Consider the following 18,417-nt stretch of genomic DNA (forward strand, 5'->3'; position numbering starts at 1 on the left):
GACACAGCCCCGCGCCCCTGGAGAGAGGCGCGGGGAACCGCGTGATCTTCCCGAGGCTCCGAGGGCTAGCCCTCGGGGACGGGAAGGGGGAGGGGCGGCGGGGGCGAAGTGGACTCACCCGCCCCCCAGAGCCCCGCGTACACCCCACCCCGGCGCCCCGCCAGCTCCGCATGCGTTCCCGTCTCCACCACGCGCCCGCCGTCGACCACCACCACCCGGTCCGCCAGCGGTGCCAGCGCCAGGTCGTGGCTGATGAGCACCGTCGTGCGGCCCGCCGCGAGGCGGCGCAACGGTTCCATCACCTCCCGCACCGCCCCCGCGTCCAGCCCCACCGTCGGCTCGTCCAGCACCAGGACCGGGGCCACCCGCAGCATCGCCCGCGCGATGGCCACCCGCTGCGACTGTCCCCCGGACAACGCGGCCGTCCCGGGCGCGATCACCGTGTCGTAGCCGTCCGGCAGCGCGGCCACGAAGTCGTGCGCCGCCGCGTCCCGCGCGGCCCGCACGATCTCCGCCTCCGTCGCCCCCGGCCGCCCCGCCGCGATGTTCTCCCGGATCGTGCCCCGCAGCACCAGCGTCTCCTGCGGCAGCAGCGTCACGTTCTCCCGCAGGAACTCGAGCGGCACCGCGTCCAGCGGCACCCCGTCCAGGCACACGGCCCCCTCCGTCGGGTCGTAGAAGCGGGTCAGCAGCTTCGACAGCGTCGACTTGCCGGCCCCGCTCGGCCCCGTGACCAGCAAGAGCTCCCCCGGGCCGACCGTCAGCGACACCTCCCGCAGCGCCTCGCGCCCCTCCGCCCCCGGGTACCGGAACGACACCCCGTGGAAGCCGACCCACCCGCGCACCGGCCACGCCGGCACCGGTTCCGCCGGATCCGTCACGGCGGGCTCGGCGTCGAGCAGCTCGCCCAGCCGCCGCGCCCCCGCCGTGGCCGCCGTGAGCGTCAGACCGAGCTGCCCGAGGTCCCGCACCGGTGGGTACAGATAGCCGAGGAACGCGGCGAACGCCAGCAGCTGCCCCAGCGTCATCCGCCCCTGGGCGATCTCCCACGCGCCGAGCCCGATCACCGCGAGCACGCACACCGTCTCGACCACCTCGACGACCTGCTCGTACCGCTCACTCGCCCGCGCCCCCCGCACCGACGCCCGCAGCCAGGCGCGCGCCTCCTTCTCCAGCCGCAGCTCCTCCGCACGGCGCCGGTTGTACGCCTGGGTGAGGACGATGTTGCCGAGCGACTCCTCGACGACGGAGGTGAGCGCGCCGTCGGCGGCCCGTTCGTCCTGGGACGCCTTCTTGATGCGGCCGGAGAAGCGGCGCGCGGCGAGGAGGAAGAGGGGGGCGAGGAGGAACGTGGCAAGGGCCAGGTCCCAGCGCAGCCAGAACGCGGCGGTGGCGTAGAAGAGCGCGGAGAAGGCGGCGGAGACCGCGCCGACGACCCCGGAGACGACCATCTGTTCGATGGCCTCGACGTCCCCGGTGAGACGTTCCACCAGATCGCCACGCCGGTGCCGCTGGAAGAAGTCCGGCGGCAGGCTCTGCACGTGCCGGAACACCTTCGCGCGCAGCCGCAGCACGAACCGCTCGGCCGTCCACACGGCGAGGGAGTTGCCGAGATAACCGACGAGCGCGCCCAGGACGGCGACGCCGAGCCACGCGCCGGCCGGTCCCCAGAACGCGGCGAGCGAACCGGCCTGGAGAGCGTGGTCGGTGAGTTCGGCGAAGAGCAGAATGGCGGCGGTCTCGGCGAGCGCGGAGACGATCACGCAGACGACGATCAGCACCAGCGGTCCGCGGTCGCCGCGCGTCAGCGGCCAGAACCGCGCGAACGCCGCTTCGACTTCACGCACGGGACGTCCTCGATTTCCATGTACAGGGGGATCCAGGGGGAATTCCCGGGGAGATCCCCGGGGGGATCATTGGTCGCGTACACGCCCGAGGCGGGGCCCCGGACCTCGTTCGGTCCGGCGGCCCCGCCTCGTGGGATGGGGGTGTCAGCCCTTGTGGCCGACCGGGCGGCGCTTCGGCGCGGCCTTCTTCGGCGCGTGCTTCTTCGCCACCGGGGCGGCGGGCTTGCGGTTCTTCTTGACCGGGGTGACCTTGCGGAAGCTCATGACGTCTCCTTGTTCGTTGCCGTTGTTTCCTTCGCCGTAAGCGCCGTTCGCTTTCGACATGGAAAACACTACGGGACCCCGGGACCGGAAACGGCCAATTCCGCTGAGACCTCGATGAATTGCACCTGAAACCATTTTCAGGCGCCCTGCGGAACCATTCGCCGCCTCACACAGAATTTATTACGGCCCTTATATTGAATTCACCCAGCTCATTGCCAGGCGCATGTGATGCCCGCGCGCCGTACACGCGACACGCCCCGCACCCTCCCCGTACGCTCGGACGCATGACCAGCGAAGACACCGCACGGCCCGGCCCGAACCGCTCCCTCGACACGCTCACCGCGCTCTCCCCCGGGCAGGCCGAGGCCGTGCTCGCGCTGCTCGCGGAGGCCGCCCGGTGCGACGGGCAGCAGGCGGTGTCCGAGCAGGGCCGGCTGCGACTGCGCGGCGGCGCCCGGGACGGCGTACGGCATCTGCTGCTGTCGGCCGGCGGCACGCTCGTCGGCTACGCGCAACTGGAGGACACCGACCCGGTGGAGGCACCGGCCGCGGAACTGGTCGTGCACCCCTCCCACCGCGGGCAGGGCCACGGCCGCGCGCTCGGCTCGGCGCTGCTCGCCGCCACGGGCAAGCGGCTGCGCGTGTGGGCGCACGGCGGGCACTCCGCCGCCCGGCACCTCGCCCAGGTCCTCGGCCTCACCCTCTTCCGCGAACTGCGCCAGATGCGCCGCCCGTTGACCGGCTTCGACGCCCCCGAGCCGAAGCTGCCGGCGGGCGTGACCGTACGGACGTTCCGGCCCGGGCAGGACGACGCGGCCTGGCTCGCCGCCAACGCCGAGGCCTTCGCCCACCACCCCGAGCAGGGCTCCCTCACCCAGCGCGACCTCGACGACCGCAAGGCCGAGCCCTGGTTCGACCCCGAGGGCTTCTTCCTGGCCGAGCGCACGAGCGGGGACGGCGGCGACGGCGAGGTCGGCGAAGGGGAACTCCTCGGCTTCCACTGGACGAAGACGCACGCCGAGGAGGGGCTCGGCGAGGTCTACGTCGTCGGCGTCCGCCCCTCCGCCCAGGGCGGCGGCCTCGGCAAGGCCCTCACCACCATCGGCCTGCGCCACCTGGCGGACCGCGGCCTGCCCACCGCGATGCTCTACGTCGACGCCGACAACACGGCGGCCGTGACGGTGTACGAACGCCTGGGCTTCACGACCCACGAGACGGACCTGATGTACCGCACGGAGAGCTGAGGGGGATGCTTGCGTCCAGTCAGTCGCCGGAACCGCGCATCAACTCGGCCCTGGTCCCTTCACCGGAGCTGCCGTTGCCAGGCCTGGTGGAAGGTGAAGCGGGCGGCTTCGACCTCGTGGCGTTGGTCGGCGTGGAGGACGCCGAGGGCGTAGGCCGTGGCGGGGGCGATGCGGGGGGTGCGGGCGGCGGAGGCGGCCGCCGCCGCGGCCTCGGAGGCGTCGCGGTGGCGGGTCAGGGCCTGGCCCGCGGCCCGCAGGCGTACGTCGGCGGGGGCGCCGGTCAGCACCTCGTGGGCGTAGCGGTGCAGGCGCAGCAGGAGGCGGACCTGGTGCCAGGGCGCGTCCTGCGGCTGCGGGGTGGTCTCCGGGGCGAGGCCGTGCACCAGGGCCGCCGCGTTGTAGGGGTGGCCGGCGGTGACCAGCGGCAGCGCGGCGACGGCGTCGGTGAGCCGCTCCTCGGCGGCGGTGGCCAGGGGGCGCAGGCCGGTGTCGGCCGCGGCGGGGGACAGCGGCACTTCGCTGGCCAGTAAGGCGATCCGGTCGGCGACGGCGTGGAAGCGGCCGGAGCCGAGGGCCTGGAGCGCGGTGGAGTGGGCGCGGGTGCGGGCGAGGGTGAGCTGACGGTCGAGCAGGGCGCCCGCCTTGGCCGCGCCGACGGTGAGGCCGGCGCGGTCGGGGGCGGCCGGCGCGATCGCCCCCGCCGGTGCGTCCGCCCCCGCCGTACGTGCGCCCACCCCGGCGGCGGCCGGGACCGGCGCCGCGCCGGACAGCCGGTGCAGGGCGAGCAGCAGGCGCTCCAGGCGGGAGGCGTAAGCGTGCTCGCGGGCGAGGGTGCCGGAGAGCCAGGCCAGCTCGGGGCGCATGGTCTCGGACCAGTCGGCGTCCAGCAGTGGCCGGAAGGTGTGCAGCGTCCCGCTGATCCGCCGCGCGGAACGCCTGAGCGCGCGGACCGCCTCCGCGGACTCCTCGGGGGCGCCGCCGCCCCCGGCCCCGCTCTCCCGGTGGGCCCGCAGCGAGCGGAGGAACTCGGTGGCCTGCGCCTGGAGGTAGGCGGCGAGCGCGTCCCCGCCGGGACCGCTCCCGTCGGCGGGGGCCGCTCCCGGTTCGGTCGCCAGGTCCCCGGCCGGACGGGGACGGCCGGGCGCCCCCGGGCCGGACGTGGCCCGCGGAGGGCCGTCGACCGGCCGGCCGACGGCCGCACCGAGCCGTGCCCCGACGGCGGAACCGCGAGGACCGGCCGGTGCGCCCGGGCCGGTGACGGGGGACTGGCCCGGGCCGGTCGCGGCGGACGTGGCCGGGGCGGCGGCGGACGTGACGGCCGTGGTGGCCGGGGTCGCCGGTCCCGGCAGCCCCCGCTTCGGCGGGACGCCCGGGGGTGTCGGGTCAGGGTGTTGCTGTGCCACGCCGGCGCCTCCGGGCGTCTATGAGCGTCTCCTGGACGTTTCGCAGGGGCTGGCCCTCCGGGTCGGTCGCGTGGCGGGTCCATTCGCCGTCGGGGCCGAGGTGCCAGGAGGCCGTCGTGTCGGACATGCCGGTCTCCAGGAGCCGGTTCAGGGCCGCCCGGTGGCCCGGGTCGGTGACCCGGACCAGCGCCTCGATACGGCGGTCGAGGTTGCGGTGCATCATGTCGGCGCTGCCGAACCACACCTCCGGCTCACCCCCGTTGCCGAAGGCGAACACCCGGGAGTGCTCCAGGAAGCGGCCGAGGACGGAGCGGACGCGGATGTTCTCCGACAGCCCCGGCACCCCGGGGCGCAGCGCGCAGATGCCGCGCACCCACACGTCGACCGGCACCCCGGCCTGCGAGGCCCGGTAGCACGCGTCGACGACCGCCTCGTCCACCATCGAGTTGACCTTGATGCGGACGTAGGCGGGGCGCCCCGCCCGGTGGTGCTGGGCCTCCTTGTCGATGCGCGAGACCAGCCCGTCGCGCAGCGACTTGGGGGCGACGAGGAGCCGCCGGTAGGTCTCGCGGCGGGAGTAGCCGGAGAGCCGGTTGAACAGGTCGGAGAGGTCCGCGCCGACCTGCGGGTCGGCGGTGAGCAGCCCCAGGTCCTCGTACAGCCGTGCGGTCTTGGGGTGGTAGTTGCCGGTGCCGACGTGCGAGTAGCGGCGCAGCGTCTCGCCCTCCTGCCGTACGACGAGGGAGAGCTTGCAGTGGGTCTTCAGGCCCACCAGCCCGTACACCACGTGGCAGCCGGCCTCCTCCAGCTTGCGGGCCCACTTGATGTTGGCCTGCTCGTCGAAGCGCGCCTTGATCTCGACCAGGACGAGGACCTGCTTGCCGGACTCGGCCGCGTCGATGAGCGCGTCGACTATGGGGGAGTCGCCGGAGGTGCGGTACAGCGTCTGCTTGATGGCGAGGACGTCCGGGTCGGCCGCCGCCTGCTCCAGGAACGCCTGCACGGAGGTGGAGAAGGAGTCGTACGGGTGGTGCAGCAGCACGTCCCGTTCGCGTACCGCGGCGAAGATGTCGGGCGCGGACGCCGACTCGACCTCGGCCAGGTCCCGGTGGGTGCCGGCGATGTACTTGGGGTACTTCAGCTCGGGCCGGTCCAGGGCCGCGATGCCGAACAGCCCGGTGAGGTCCAGCGGTCCGGGCAGCGGGTAGACCTCGGCCTCGCTGACCTTCAACTCCCGTACCAGAAGGTCCAGTACGTACCGGTCGATGGACTCCTCGACCTCGAGCCGCACCGGCGGCCCGAACCGGCGCCGCATCAACTCCTTCTCCAGCGCCTGGAGAAGGTTCTCCGCGTCGTCCTCCTCGACCTCCAGGTCCTCGTTGCGGGTGAGGCGGAAGGCGTGGTGCTCCAGCACCTCCATCCCCGGGAACAGCTCCTCCAGATGCGCGGCTATGACGTCCTCGACGGGCACGTACCGCTGCGGGGAGGCCTCCAGGAAGCGGGAGAGCAGTGGCGGCACCTTGACGCGGGCGAAGTGCCGGTGCCCGGAGACCGGGTTGCGGACGACGACGGCCAGATTGAGCGAGAGCCCGGAGATGTACGGGAACGGGTGCGCGGGGTCGACCGCCAGCGGGGTCAGTACGGGGAAGATGCGGTGCCGGAAGAGGGTGAACAGGCCCGCCTGCTCCTTCTCCGTCAGCTCGCTCCAGCGCACCAGGTGGATGCCCTCGTCGGCCAGGGCCGGGGCGACGTCCTCGTGGTAGCAGGCGGCGTGCCGGGCCATGAGCTCGCGCGAGCGGGCCCAGATCATCTCCAGCACCTCGCGGGGCTGCAGCCCGGAGGCGGAGCGGGTGGCGACGCCGGTGGCGATGCGGCGCTTGAGGCCCGCGACCCGGACCATGAAGAACTCGTCCAGGTTGCTGGCGAAGATCGCGAGGAAGTTGGCCCGCTCCAGCAGGGGCGTGGCCGGGTCCTCGGCGAGTTCGAGCACCCGTTCGTTGAACGCGAGCCAGCTGCGCTCCCGGTCCAGGAAGCGGCCCTGGGGCAGTTGGTCGCCGTCCGCCGAGTCGTCGTAGACGTCGAGGTCGGCGTCGAGGTCGGGTTCCAGATCCGAGCGCGTGGCGGCGACCGTGTGGGGGCGGTGCGCGGCGAGGGACCCGACGGAGGGCTGCTGTGCGTGCGCCACCGGCGCCTGGGCGTTCTGCTGGCTCATGGAGCCATTCTTCCGCGTACGGAGCGGAACAGGCGCGTCGGAAACAGGAGAAGCGACAGGTGGGAGGGCGTCGGCGGGACGCCCTCTCCCCGTACGTGCCCCCCGCGCGGGGGGCGGCGTGGGTTCGGGCACGGCGGGTCGCATTGGCCGAGCGTCGCAAGGCCGGCTGAATCACTGGTTACGGCGACATGACGTGCGGGATACCGGGGGGCGGACCGGGGGTGCGGGTCCGCAGAGGGCGCGGGCGCGCGTGCAGTCCCGTGCGGGAATGGGAATGTCGGTTCGCCTCTCGAATAGGTGACCTTTGCGGCTGGTGTTCGTTGACGGGGTGATCCGGTTTTCGGGGGCGAGTCCGGCGGGCTGGTGGGGGGGTGGTGTGGTGGGCGGGGTGTTGCGGGAGCTTGCGGCGCCGTTCGTGGCGCCCGGTCCGTCGGGGGTGGCGGTGCGTACCCGGCTCAAGCAGCTCACGGCCGCCGATGAGGAGGTGCTGCGGCGGGTGGGCGCGCATCTGGGCGCGCTGGCCGGTCGTGATCTGAGGGCGCGTTGCCGTGATGGTCTGGGGCATGACGCCGAGGCGTGGGCGGTGCGCAAGCGGGAGCTGACACCTGAGTCTTCCTCACGGTGGGCCGGTGCGCTCACCAAGGCCACGCATGAGCAGTGGGCGCTGGCCCGCCGCTGCGCCCACGCCCACCTACGCAATCTTGAGACAGGTGTGCGGACTCTGCAGCAGCGCCTGTCCCTGCCACTCGGGCAGAAGGGCACGAAGAGGGAGCCGGGGGTTACCGTTCCCGGCGCGAGTGGCATGCCAAGTCCCGCCGCCTGCACGCCCTTCAGGACCGGCTCGCGCGGGAACGCGCCGACTGGGAAGCCGGGAAGGTCCACGTCGTGCGGGGCGGCAAACGCCTGGCCCGCACCCGGCACCACCTGCCCGCCGCCCAGCTCACTGAGACTCAGTGGCGTGCGCGGTGGGAGGCGGAGCGGTGGTTTCTGCGGGCGGACGGGGAGAGCGGGAAGCGCTACGGCAACGAAACCCTCCGCATCGCCCCCGACGGCGAGGTCAGTATCAAACTCCCCGCCCCGCTGGCGCATCTGGCCAACGCACCGCACGGCCGGTACGTCCTCACCGGACGCGTGCGGTTCGCGCACCGGGGGCAGGAGTGGGCGGACCGGGTGGAGGCCCACCGTGCGGTCGCCTACCGCATCCACTACGACGTGGGGCGTGACCGCTGGTATGTGACCGCCTCCTGGCAGACCCCGGCTACCCCGTTGGTGCCCCTGGCTGCGGCTCTGGCCCATGGGGTGGTCGGTGTCGATATGAACGCCGACCATCTGGCCGCCTGGCGCCTGGACACCCACGGCAACCCGACCGGCGACCCCCGGCGCTTCTTCTACGACCTGAGCGGCACCGCCGACCACCGCGATGCCCAGGTCCGCCACGCACTGACCCGGCTCCTGCACTGGGCACGGGCCTGCGGGGTGAAGGCGATCGCCGTGGAGGACCTGGACTTCGCGGCGGAGAAGACCCGCGAGAAACACGGCCGCAGGAAGCGGTTTCGTGGCAGTTGATCTCCGGGATGCCCACCGGCCGACTCCGCGCCCGCCTGACCTCCATGGCCGATGCCACCGGTATCACCGTCATCGCCGTCGATCCGGCCTACACCTCGAAGTGGGGCGCCCAGCACTGGCAGAAGCCCCTGACCAGCACGACCCGCAAGACCAGCCGGCACGATGCCGCGAGCATCGCGATCGGACGACGCGCCCAGGGCTACCCGGTCCGGCGTCGGACGGCACCGCCCCGTGCACACCAGAGCGATATGCACGGGCATCGGACCGCCCAGGCCGACCGGCGTGCCCTTGTGCGTGAGGGAACCCGCCCCCGCATTCCCGGACCACGCACCGGATGCGTGCCGCCGGACGCGGAGAGAACGCGGGCAACCAGGACACCCAAAACCGTTCGGGGCGTCCGCAGTGCACAGGAATGGGTCCAGGACTCACTCCTGCTCACTGATTAGGAACGGTTCACCCGGCGTTCACCCTCACCCATCGCCCCCTTCACCTGTTCTGCCTAATTTCGGCCTTACCCGGTGCGAAGCGCCACGCAAAGGCCGCCCCCGCACCGACGATCACAAGCCGGCCCCACCTGGCCCGGACCATGACGTCGCACGCCGCCCCCACCGGCGGCTCCTGGAAGGAACTCCCGAAAGTGAAGCTTCAGCGCAAGAACCGGCTGCGCGCCCTCTCCCTCGGTGCTGTCGCCGTCTCCGGCGCCCTGGCCCTGACGGCGTGCGGCTCCGACGACACGGGCTCGAACGGCAGCGGCGACGCCTCCACCGCGGCCAACGCGAGCAGCATCAAGTGCGACGACGCCAAGGGCCAGCTGCAGGCGTCCGGCTCCTCCGCGCAGAAGAACGCGATCGACGCCTGGGTCAAGCAGTACATCCAGGCCTGCAAGGGCGTGCAGATCAACTACAACCCGAGCGGCTCGGGCGCCGGCATCACCGCCTTCCTCGGCGGCCAGACCGCGTTCGCCGGCTCGGACTCCGCGCTGAAGCCGGAGGAGGTCACCCAGTCCAAGAAGGTGTGCTCCGGCGGCCAGGCCGTGGACCTCCCGATGGTCGGCGGCCCGATCGCGGTCGGTTACAACGTGCCCGGCGTCGACAACCTCGTCCTGGACGCCTCCACGCTCGCCAAGATCTTCGACAGCAAGATCACCAAGTGGGACGACGCGGCGATCAAGAAGCTGAACCCCGACGCCAAGCTCCCCTCCACGAAGATCCAGGCGTTCCACCGCTCGGACGAGTCCGGCACGACGGACAACTTCACCAAGTACCTGATCGCCGCCGCGCCGGACGACTGGAAGTACGAGGGCGGCAAGGCCTGGCAGGCCAAGGGCGGCCAGTCGGCGCAGGGTTCCTCCGGCCTGGCCCAGCAGGTCAAGCAGACCGAGGGCGCCATCTCCTACTTCGAGCTCTCCTACGCCGGTGACGGAATCAACACCGTCAGCCTGAAGACGGGTGCCGCCGACCCGGTCGCGGCCTCCGTCGAGAACGCCACCAAGGCCATCGGCGCCGCCAAGATCACCGGCACCGGCAGCGACCTGGCGCTGGAGATGAACTACAAGCCGACCGAGGCCGGCGCCTACCCGCTGACCCTGGTGACGTACGAGATCGTCTGCGACAAGGGCAACAAGTCGGACACCCTCCCCGCCACCAAGTCCTTCCTCAACTACATCGCGTCCGAGGACGGCCAGAAGCTGCTGGCCGACGCCAAGTACGCGCCGATCCCCGACGAGATCATCACCAAGGTCCGCGAGACCATCTCGAACCTGAGCTGACCCGAGCCGACCTGAGCGTGCGGTCCACCCCCCGGGTCACCAGGGGGCGGACCGCACCGTCCGGTGCACCGCCGCCCGGAACCGCCACCCGCGACGGTTCCGCAGACCGGAGATCCTCATGGACACCACCACCCAGAACACCGAGCAGCCCGAGCAGCCGGACAACACCGCGCAGCCCGGGAACGCCGAGAAGCCCCCACCGACCTCACCCGCCCCGGCCCCCGCGACCGCCGAGGAGAAGCGCGCGAGCCGCGGGGCCACCCGCCCCGGCGACCGCGTCTTCCTCGGCCTGTCCCGCGGCTCCGGCATCTTCCTGCTGGTGATCATGGCCGCGATAGCGGCCTTCCTCGCCTACCGCGCGTCCATAGCCATCAGCAAGGACGAGGGCAACTTCCTCACCACCCTCGAGTGGAACACCAACGTCGACCCGCCGGTCTTCGGCATCGCGGTCCTGGCCTTCGGCACGGTGGTCTCGTCGATCATCGCGATGGCCCTCGCGGTCCCGGTCGCGGTCGGCATCGCGCTGTTCATCACGCACTACTCCCCGCGCAAGGTCGGCGGCGCCCTCGCCTACGTCATCGACCTGCTGGCCGCGGTGCCGTCCATCGTCTACGGCCTGTGGGGCGCCCTCGTCCTGGTGCCGCACCTGGAGGGCCTGTTCGGCTGGCTGGACACGTACTTCGGCTGGACCGGGATCTTCGAGTGGCAGCAGGGCGCCCCGCGCTCGCTGCTCACCGTCGGCATCCTGCTGGCCATCATGATCCTGCCGATCATCACCAACGTCAGCCGTGAGGTCTTCCGGCAGGTCCCGCGGATGCACGAGGAGGCGGCCCTGGCGCTCGGCGCCACCCGCTGGGAGGTCATCCGCATGTCGGTGCTGCCCTTCGGCCGCTCCGGCGTGATCTCCGCCTCGATGCTCGGCCTCGGCCGTGCGCTCGGCGAGACGATGGCCGTCGCCACGGTCCTCTCCCCGACCTTCAAGATCCACGCCAGTCTGCTCGACCCGGGCGGCGGCACCTTCGCGCAGAACATCGCGAGCAAGTTCGGCGAGGCCACCGAGACCGGCCGGGACGCCCTGATCGCCTCCGGCCTGGTCCTCTTCGTCATCACCCTGCTGGTCAACGGCGCGGCCCGCATGATCATCGCCCGCCGCAAGGAGTACTCGGGGGCCAACGCATGAGCACCGCACCTGTCACCACCGCGACCGCGCCCAGCACGCTGCGCGGCGCCCGGCTGCCGAAGTGGTCCCCGTGGGCCATCGCCGCCGGCTCGGTCGTCGTCGCCGTCGTCCTCGGCCTCGTCGCGGGCATGGACAACTCCGCACAGCTCGGCCTGATCGCGGCCGTCCTGTTCGTCCTCGGCACGTACGGCATCGCCGCCCGCGTCGAGGGCCGCCGGCAGGCCAAGGACCGCGTCGCCACCAGCCTGGTCTGGGTCTGCTTCCTGCTCGCCGTGATCCCGCTGGCCTCGCTGCTGTGGGAGACGGTCCGGCAGGGCGTGAAGGTCCTCGACTTCTACTTCCTGTCCCACTCCATGGGCGTGGTCGCCGACACGGAGACCGGCGGCGGCATCTACCACGCCATCCTCGGCACCCTGGAGCAGGTCGGCCTCGCCACCGTCGTCGCCGTGCCGGTGGGCGTGCTCACCGCCGTCTACCTGGTGGAGTACGGGCGCGGCAAGCTCGCCAAGGCCGTCACGTTCTTCGTCGACGTCATGACCGGCATCCCGTCGATCGTCGCCGGCCTCTTCGTCCTCAGCTTCTGGATCCTCATCCTCGACATGGGCTACTCCGGCTTCGCCGGCTCGCTCGCCCTGGCCATCCTGATGATGCCGGTCGTGGTCCGCTCCACGGAGGAGATGCTCAAGCTCGTACCGAACGAGCTGCGCGAGGCCTCCCTCGCGCTGGGCGTGCCGAAGTGGCGCACCATCCTCAAGGTGGTCCTGCCGACGTCGATCGGCGGCATCACCACGGGCATCATGCTCGCGATCGCCCGCATCACCGGGGAGACCGCCCCGATGCTGCTGCTGGTGTGGGGTACGAACTTCATCAACTCCAACCCGTTCAAGGACCCGCAGGCGTCGCTGCCGCTGTACATCTACCAGCAGTACGCCAACAGCGCGGGTTACGGCGCGGCCTACGACCGTGCCTGGGCGGCGGCCCTCACCCTCATCGCGATCGTGATGATCCTCAACCTGGTGGCCCGCGGCGTTGCCCGCTGGAAGTCCCCCCGCTGACTGACCGCCCACACGAGACCGGAAGCGAAGTACGAATCATGGCCAAGCGAATCGATGTGAGCGGGCTCACCGCCTTCTACGGCTCCCACAAGGCGATCGACGACATCTCGATGACCGTCGAACCGCGCTCGGTGACGGCGTTCATCGGCCCCTCGGGCTGCGGGAAGTCCACGTTCCTGCGCACGCTGAACCGCATGCACGAGGTCACGCCCGGCGGCCGGGTCGAGGGCAAGGTGCTGCTGGACGGCGAGGACCTGTACGGCACGGGGATCGACCCGGTGTCGGTGCGGCGGGACGTGGGCATGGTGTTCCAGCGCCCGAACCCCTTCCCCACGATGTCGATCTTCGACAACGTGGCGGCGGGCCTGCGGCTGAACGGCAAGTACAAGAAGTCGGAACTCGGCGACATCGTCGAGAAGTCGTTGCAGGGCGCCAACCTCTGGAACGAGGTCAAGGACCGCCTGAACAAGCCGGGCTCCGGCCTCTCCGGCGGCCAGCAGCAGCGACTGTGCATCGCGCGCGCGATAGCCGTGGAGCCGGACGTGCTCCTGATGGACGAGCCCTGCTCGGCCCTCGACCCCATCTCGACCCTCGCGATCGAGGACCTGATCAGCGAGCTGAAGGAACGCTTCACGATCGTCATCGTGACGCACAACATGCAGCAGGCGGCCCGCGTCTCGGACCGCACGGCGTTCTTCAACCTCGCGGCGGTGGGCCGGCCCGGCAAGCTCATCGAGATCGACGAGACCGAGCGGATCTTCTCCAACCCGTCGGTCCAGGCGACGGAGGACTACATCTCCGGCCGCTTCGGCTGACCCACGACCGCTCGCGGTGCTGCATGGCGGTGCCACCGCGAGCCAAGGGCCCGCCCCCTCTTGGGGACGGGCCCTTTCAAACTTGGGGTGTGTTGTCGGCTGCCGGCCGGTGGAGCTTCTCGCGCAGTTCCCCGCGCCCCTGAAAGGGGCGCGGGGAACTGCGCGAGCAACCAAGAACCAACCCGCACTCCCCCACCCACCCCCACACCCCTCCCCCTCCGGGGGGCCTGGGGGCGGAGCCCCCAGGTTGGGAATGGGACGGGTAGGGGCGGCGGGGGCGAAAAAACCGGCCGCACCCCAACGGCACTACAGGACCGCCAGGTCGACCACCCAATAACTCACCGCGGCGACAGCCGCAGCCGCCGGCATCGTGATGAACCACCCCAGCACGATGTTCTTGGCCACCCCCCACCGCACCGCGTTCACCCTCCGCGTCGCCCCCACACCCATGATCGCCGACGTGATCACATGCGTCGTGGAAATGGGCGCCTTGAACAGAAACGCCGTCGTGAACATGATCGACGCCCCCGTCGTCTCCCCCGCGAACCCCTGCGGCGGATCGAGCTCGATGATCTTCCGCCCCAGCGTCCGCATGATCCGCCAGCCACCCGCGTACGTCCCCAGCGACAACATCACCGCACACACGAGCTTGACCCACACCGGAATCGGATCCCCGTAGTCCTCGACATCCGCGATGACCAGCGCCATCACCACGATGCCCATGGTCTTCTGCGCGTCCTGCAGACCATGCCCCAGCGCCATCCCCGCCGCGGACACCGTCTGCGCGATCCGGAACCCCCGCTTCGCCTTGTGCGGATTGGCCCGCCGGAAGATCCACATGATCGCGGTCATCACGAGATAACCGACGATCAGACCGACGATCGGCGAGAGGAACATCGGGATGACGACCTTGTCGAGCACCCCGTTCCAGTAGACCTTGATCCCCCCGGCCAGCGCCGCCCCGACCATCCCGCCGAACAACGCGTGCGAGGAGGACGAGGGCAACCCGAAGTACCAGGTCACGAGGTTCCACACGATCGCGCCGACGAGCGCGGCGAAGAGGATCCCCATCCCCTTCGACCCCTCGGGCGTGTCGATCAGCCCCTCACTGACCGTCTTGGCGACCCCGGACCCGAGGAACGCACCGGCGAGGTTCATCACGGCGGCCATCGCGAGCGCGGCACGCGGGGTCAGCGCCCGCGTCGACACCGAGGTGGCGATCGCGTTGGCCGAGTCGTGGAAACCGTTGGTGTATGTGAAGAAGAGCGCGACCGCGACGGTCACGATCAGAGCGAAGGTGTCCATGGACGCGCCTCAGGACTCCTTGACCGCAATGGTCTCCACGGTGTTCGCCACGTGCTCGAAGGCGTCGGCCGCCTCCTCCAGGACGTCCACGATCTGCTTGAGCTTGAGCACCTCGATGGCGTCGTACTTGCCGTTGAAGAGCGTGGCCAGCAGCTTGCGGTGGACCTGGTCGGCCTGGTTCTCCAGCCGGTTGACCTCGATCCAGTACTCGGTGAGGTTGTCCATCGTCCGCAGGTTCGGCATGGCCTCGGCGGTCAGCTCGGCCGCCCGCGCCAGCACCTCGATCTGCCGTTCGACGCCCTTGGGCAGTTCCTCGACGTTGTAGAGGACGACCAGGTCGACGGCCTCCTCCATGAAGTCCATGATGTCGTCCAGGGACGACGCGAGGTTGTAGATGTCCTCGCGGTCGAAGGGCGTGATGAACGAGGAGTTCAGCTGGTGGAAGATCGCGTGCGTGGCGTCGTCACCGGCGTGTTCCGCGGCCCGCATACGCTCTGCGATCTCGGCCCGGGCGGAGGTGTCCGCCCCGAGCAGTTCCATCAGGAGCTTCGAGCCCGTGACGATGTTGTCCGCGGACGCGGCGAACATGTCGTAGAAGCTCGTCTCCCTGGGGGTCAGACGAAAGCGCACGTGGGGTCCTCGGGATGCTTCGGTTTCGGTCAGGCTGATGCTAGGCGCATCATCCGGCCACGGCTAACGGGCCGTCCCCAGTGTCGCCCATTCGAACACCGTGCTCGGCACGGGGGCAGGTCCTTGAGTACGGCCGGGCGTACCGGCCGAGGGTTCTCTACCCGCCGGAGTCCCGTACCATATACGGGTGGGGGGTATATGCCGCAATCGTTGCAGTTCCCACCCCCTTCCCCTCCCTCCCCCTCTCTTTTCCCTTCCCCTCCCAGGAGGACGCGATGACGACCCCGCCCCCCGAGGCCGCCCCGCCGGCGCCCTCCGCGACGACGGTGGCGGACGCGACGGCGCAGAACGCTGCCACGCCCGTGCTCACGGACCACGACCGCGGCATCCACGGCTACCACAAACAGAAGGACGAGCACCTCAAACGGCTGCGCCGCATCGAGGGCCAGGTCAGAGGGCTGCAGCGGATGGTCGACGAGGACGTCTACTGCATCGACATACTCACCCAGGTCTCCGCCTCGACGAAGGCCCTGCAGTCCTTCGCCCTCCAGCTCCTGGAGGAACACCTGCGCCACTGCGTCGCCGACGCGGCCCGCAAGGGCGGCGACGAGATCGACACGAAGGTGGAAGAGGCGACAAAGGCGATCGCACGCCTGCTCCGCACGTAGGGACCGGGGGGCGAAGCCCCCGTCAGTCCCAGTCCCCGGAGTCCTCCCCCACCCGCAGCACCTGGTCGATACTCTCGAGCGACAACCGCTCGCCCCGCGCCGCGGACGCCGCGATGATCAGCTCCCCGCACAGCTCGATCTCGGCAAGAGCCACGTGGTCCTGAACCGCCATCCCACCGACCGGAGCCACGCGCATCACCTCTTCCTGCCGTCACCGACCTCCAAGAGTAGGGAGCGGCACACGCCCCGCGCATGGCACGGAAGGGCTAGTTCTCGCGCCCATGCCGTGGCGCCAGTCACTTTTCGGCAATTTTCCCGTCGTAGATGTCGGCCCCCTGGGGCAGCCGTACGTCGACGTCCACCCCGAAGTCGTACAGCAGCGCCGTCGACGCGACCGCGACCGGGTCCTTGGACTGCCCGCCCACGAAGCTGAACCGGTGCCGGATCTTCCGGATCCGCCCCTGGTCGTCGAGGTACACGTCGAACGGCACCTCGGCGGTGGCGAACCCCTTGGCCGCCGCGGCGAGGGGCCCCCGGTTCACCGCGGAGGCGTCGCGTGCGGCGAGCGCGAGGTCGGCGGTGCCGCGGTAGTGCCGTACGGGGGTTCCGGCGACCTCGGTGCGCCCGACGTACGTCGCCGTACGGGCCCCGCGCAGCACCTCGGCCGCGGCGTACGGATCGGTGACGCCGCCGGTGACGAGGTTGCCGTCGGAGAGGGTGCCGGTGTCGACCCGTACCCACTTGTCGGCGGGGACGCCGGCCCCACGGTTCTTCATGAACAGCGCACCGGGGGCCAGGAGTTCGGTGATGGGCCGGTGCTCGCGCGCACCGGCGGGGTCCTCGGGGAGGAGCACCTTCAGCCGGCCGAGCCGCTCGCGGTAGTCGTAGACGCCGGCGCCGCGGATGGTGACGCGGGTGCCGCCGGTGGCCATCTCCATGGAGGTCCGCGCCTGGGAGGTGCCGGCCCGGACGAGCCGGGCGGCGGCTCCGTGCAGTACGGCGACGGCGTCACCGCCGGACGCCGCCTCCTGCGCCCCGGCGCGCTCGCCGGAACACCCGCCCGCGCAGACCCCCAGTGCCGCGGCCACGACGACCGCCGCGCTCGTCCGCCAGTGCCGCCGCGCCACCATCGCCGTTACCCCCAGCCGGGTCGGTCCCGTCCCTCCAGTCGCCGGGTTAACGAGGACCGGGGATCCCCGTCACGCGCCGGATAGCACGGGGCACCCCCTGGGTAACGTGTTGACGTGCCGGAAGAACACCGCGACAGCGAACCCCACCGCACCACGACCGTCGAACAGGGCCGCTTCTGCGCCGCCACCTGCACCTGCGGCTGGCGCGGCCCGGCAAGAAGAGCCAGAAGCCTGGCCAGAACAGACGCGGAAAACCATCGCGCCCCGTGACGCGGAGCGCGACAAGCCACCGTGCACTGAAGGGGCGCCCCCCTACGCCGCCAGGTCCCGCTCCCCCGCGACCTCCGCCGACGCCTCGGCCACAACCGCCCGCCCCCGCGCCCGCACGATCCACCCCAGCCGAGGCGACCGCTCCACCACCCGCACCACCGGTGTCAGCAAAGCCATCGCCACCGGCGACAACAACAACGCCACCGCCGTCCCGAGCGCGAACCCGCCCACCACGTCGGTCGGGTAGTGCACCCCCATGTACACGCGGCAGAACCCCTCGAGCAGCGCCAGCCCGATCCCCGCCATCCCGAACCGCCGGTTGGCGACGAACAGCCCCACCGCGATCGCCATGGTCAGCGTCGCGTGATCGCTCACGAACGAGAAGTCGTTCTTCCCGTCGACGAGCACGTCGAGCCCGTCATGGTCGACGAACGGCCGCGGCCGCTCCACGAACCCCCGGATCGGCACGTTCACCAGCACCGCGACCCCGGCCGCGAGCGGCGCCCACACCAGCGCGGCCACAGAGGACGCCGCGCCGTCACCACCCCGCCGCCGCACCCCCCACCAGCACCACAGCACCAGCACCACCATGGCGAGCAGCAGCCCGTACTCCCCGATGAACTCCATCACCCGGTCGAACCAGTGCGGCGCGTCCTTGGCCAGGCCGTTGATGTCGTACAGCAGCTCGACGTCGGGGTTCGACCCGGAGGATTCGGCGAGTCCAGCCATCGTGCAGCGGCCCCTTCGTCGTCATTACCAGTCGCATCGGTGCGGCGGCGCCGTCCGCGCGCCTCCACGCACGTACACGCGTCACCGCGGGTTCCACCCCCGTGGCCGTAGAACGGACCGGGCCGTCTCCGTGGCCCCGCTCGTGCCGCGGCGGGATCCGCACGGATGGTTGCCGCTGTCTACGTGAACAAGGAACGCACACCGCTCTCCGGAACGTTCCACGTTCCACCGAATGATCACGCAGACGTTATCGAAGAGAAATGCGTCGCCGCAGCTCAGGAGGTGCGTACGGGGGACGGTATCAAGCCAGCCGGCTCCCGCTCGCCCTCCG

General features: G+C 71.2%; 14 protein-coding genes and 1 pseudogene. 7 read left to right on the forward strand and 8 right to left on the reverse strand.

Features of this window, described 5'->3' with window-relative positions; genetic code table 11:
- Positions 1-65 precede the first annotated feature (65 nt).
- Positions 66-1,847 carry an ABC transporter ATP-binding protein gene (locus tag OIE12_RS15295; RefSeq protein WP_329135671.1) on the reverse strand — a complete coding sequence of 594 codons (1,782 nt, stop codon included), beginning with the start codon at positions 1,845-1,847 and terminating at the stop codon, positions 66-68.
- Between the two features lie 548 nt (positions 1,848-2,395).
- Between OIE12_RS15295 and mshD the strand changes: the two genes are divergently transcribed.
- The gene (mshD, locus tag OIE12_RS15300; protein WP_329135673.1) at positions 2,396-3,355 is read left to right on the forward strand and encodes a mycothiol synthase; all 960 of its coding nucleotides are present in this window, start codon (positions 2,396-2,398) and stop codon (positions 3,353-3,355) included.
- Positions 3,356-3,414: 59 nt separating this feature from the next.
- Here mshD and OIE12_RS15305 read toward each other — a convergent pair whose 3' ends face one another.
- Both OIE12_RS15305 and OIE12_RS15310 read right to left on the reverse strand, forming a co-directional pair.
- A complete protein-coding gene (locus OIE12_RS15305; RefSeq protein ID WP_329141981.1) occupies positions 3,415-4,470 on the reverse strand; it encodes a CHAD domain-containing protein in 1,056 nt (351 codons plus the stop codon).
- Positions 4,471-4,738: 268 nt separating this feature from the next.
- Positions 4,739-6,970: an RNA degradosome polyphosphate kinase gene (locus tag OIE12_RS15310; protein ID WP_329135675.1), complete on the reverse strand. Its 2,232-nt coding sequence runs from the start codon at positions 6,968-6,970 to the stop codon at positions 4,739-4,741.
- A 376-nt stretch (positions 6,971-7,346) separates the two neighbouring features.
- Here OIE12_RS15310 and OIE12_RS15315 point away from each other — a divergent pair.
- From OIE12_RS15315 to pstB, 5 genes and pseudogenes are all read left to right on the forward strand, one after another.
- Positions 7,347-8,982, forward strand: a pseudogene (locus OIE12_RS15315) (IS200/IS605 family accessory protein TnpB-related protein).
- 191 nt (positions 8,983-9,173) lie between these two features.
- Positions 9,174-10,304: a phosphate ABC transporter substrate-binding protein PstS gene (gene pstS / locus OIE12_RS15320; protein WP_329135677.1), complete on the forward strand. Its 1,131-nt coding sequence runs from the start codon at positions 9,174-9,176 to the stop codon at positions 10,302-10,304.
- A gap of 118 nt (positions 10,305-10,422) precedes the next feature.
- Positions 10,423-11,484 carry a phosphate ABC transporter permease subunit PstC gene (gene pstC, locus OIE12_RS15325; RefSeq protein ID WP_329135679.1) on the forward strand — a complete coding sequence of 354 codons (1,062 nt, stop codon included), beginning with the start codon at positions 10,423-10,425 and terminating at the stop codon, positions 11,482-11,484.
- Positions 11,481-12,539 (forward strand): phosphate ABC transporter permease PstA, encoded by a 1,059-nt coding sequence (pstA, locus tag OIE12_RS15330; RefSeq protein ID WP_329135681.1) that lies wholly within the window; start codon positions 11,481-11,483, stop codon positions 12,537-12,539. Before pstC ends, pstA begins: the two co-directional genes overlap by 4 nt.
- 38 nt (positions 12,540-12,577) lie before the next feature.
- Positions 12,578-13,354 carry a phosphate ABC transporter ATP-binding protein PstB gene (pstB, locus tag OIE12_RS15335; protein ID WP_329135683.1) on the forward strand — a complete coding sequence of 259 codons (777 nt, stop codon included), beginning with the start codon at positions 12,578-12,580 and terminating at the stop codon, positions 13,352-13,354.
- Between the two features lie 306 nt (positions 13,355-13,660).
- On the opposite strand, the gene OIE12_RS15340 is transcribed toward pstB, so the two are convergent.
- Positions 13,661-14,659: an inorganic phosphate transporter gene (locus tag OIE12_RS15340; RefSeq protein WP_329135685.1), complete on the reverse strand. Its 999-nt coding sequence runs from the start codon at positions 14,657-14,659 to the stop codon at positions 13,661-13,663.
- A 9-nt stretch (positions 14,660-14,668) separates the two neighbouring features.
- Positions 14,669-15,289 carry a DUF47 domain-containing protein gene (locus OIE12_RS15345; RefSeq protein WP_329135687.1) on the reverse strand — a complete coding sequence of 207 codons (621 nt, stop codon included), beginning with the start codon at positions 15,287-15,289 and terminating at the stop codon, positions 14,669-14,671.
- 275 nt (positions 15,290-15,564) lie between these two features.
- Between OIE12_RS15345 and OIE12_RS15350 the strand changes: the two genes are divergently transcribed.
- Positions 15,565-15,957, forward strand: coding sequence for a metal-sensitive transcriptional regulator (locus OIE12_RS15350; RefSeq protein WP_329135689.1), 393 nt, complete (start codon positions 15,565-15,567; stop codon positions 15,955-15,957).
- Between the two features lie 22 nt (positions 15,958-15,979).
- On the opposite strand, the gene OIE12_RS15355 is transcribed toward OIE12_RS15350, so the two are convergent.
- The 3 genes from OIE12_RS15355 to OIE12_RS15365 all read right to left on the reverse strand — a co-directional run bounded on the left by OIE12_RS15355 (position 15,980) and on the right by OIE12_RS15365 (position 18,086).
- Positions 15,980-16,129, reverse strand: coding sequence for a hypothetical protein (locus OIE12_RS15355; RefSeq protein ID WP_329142387.1), 150 nt, complete (start codon positions 16,127-16,129; stop codon positions 15,980-15,982).
- A gap of 124 nt (positions 16,130-16,253) precedes the next feature.
- Positions 16,254-17,087 (reverse strand): hypothetical protein, encoded by an 834-nt coding sequence (locus OIE12_RS15360; protein ID WP_329135691.1) that lies wholly within the window; start codon positions 17,085-17,087, stop codon positions 16,254-16,256.
- Positions 17,088-17,399: 312 nt separating this feature from the next.
- On the reverse strand, positions 17,400-18,086 hold the full coding sequence (locus OIE12_RS15365) for a phosphatase PAP2 family protein (RefSeq protein WP_329135692.1): 687 nt from the start codon (positions 18,084-18,086) through the stop codon (positions 17,400-17,402).
- Positions 18,087-18,417 lie beyond the last annotated feature (331 nt).

This window comes from Streptomyces sp. NBC_00670 (genome assembly GCF_036226765.1).
In the GTDB taxonomy this organism is placed as follows: Bacteria; Actinomycetota; Actinomycetes; order Streptomycetales; family Streptomycetaceae; genus Streptomyces.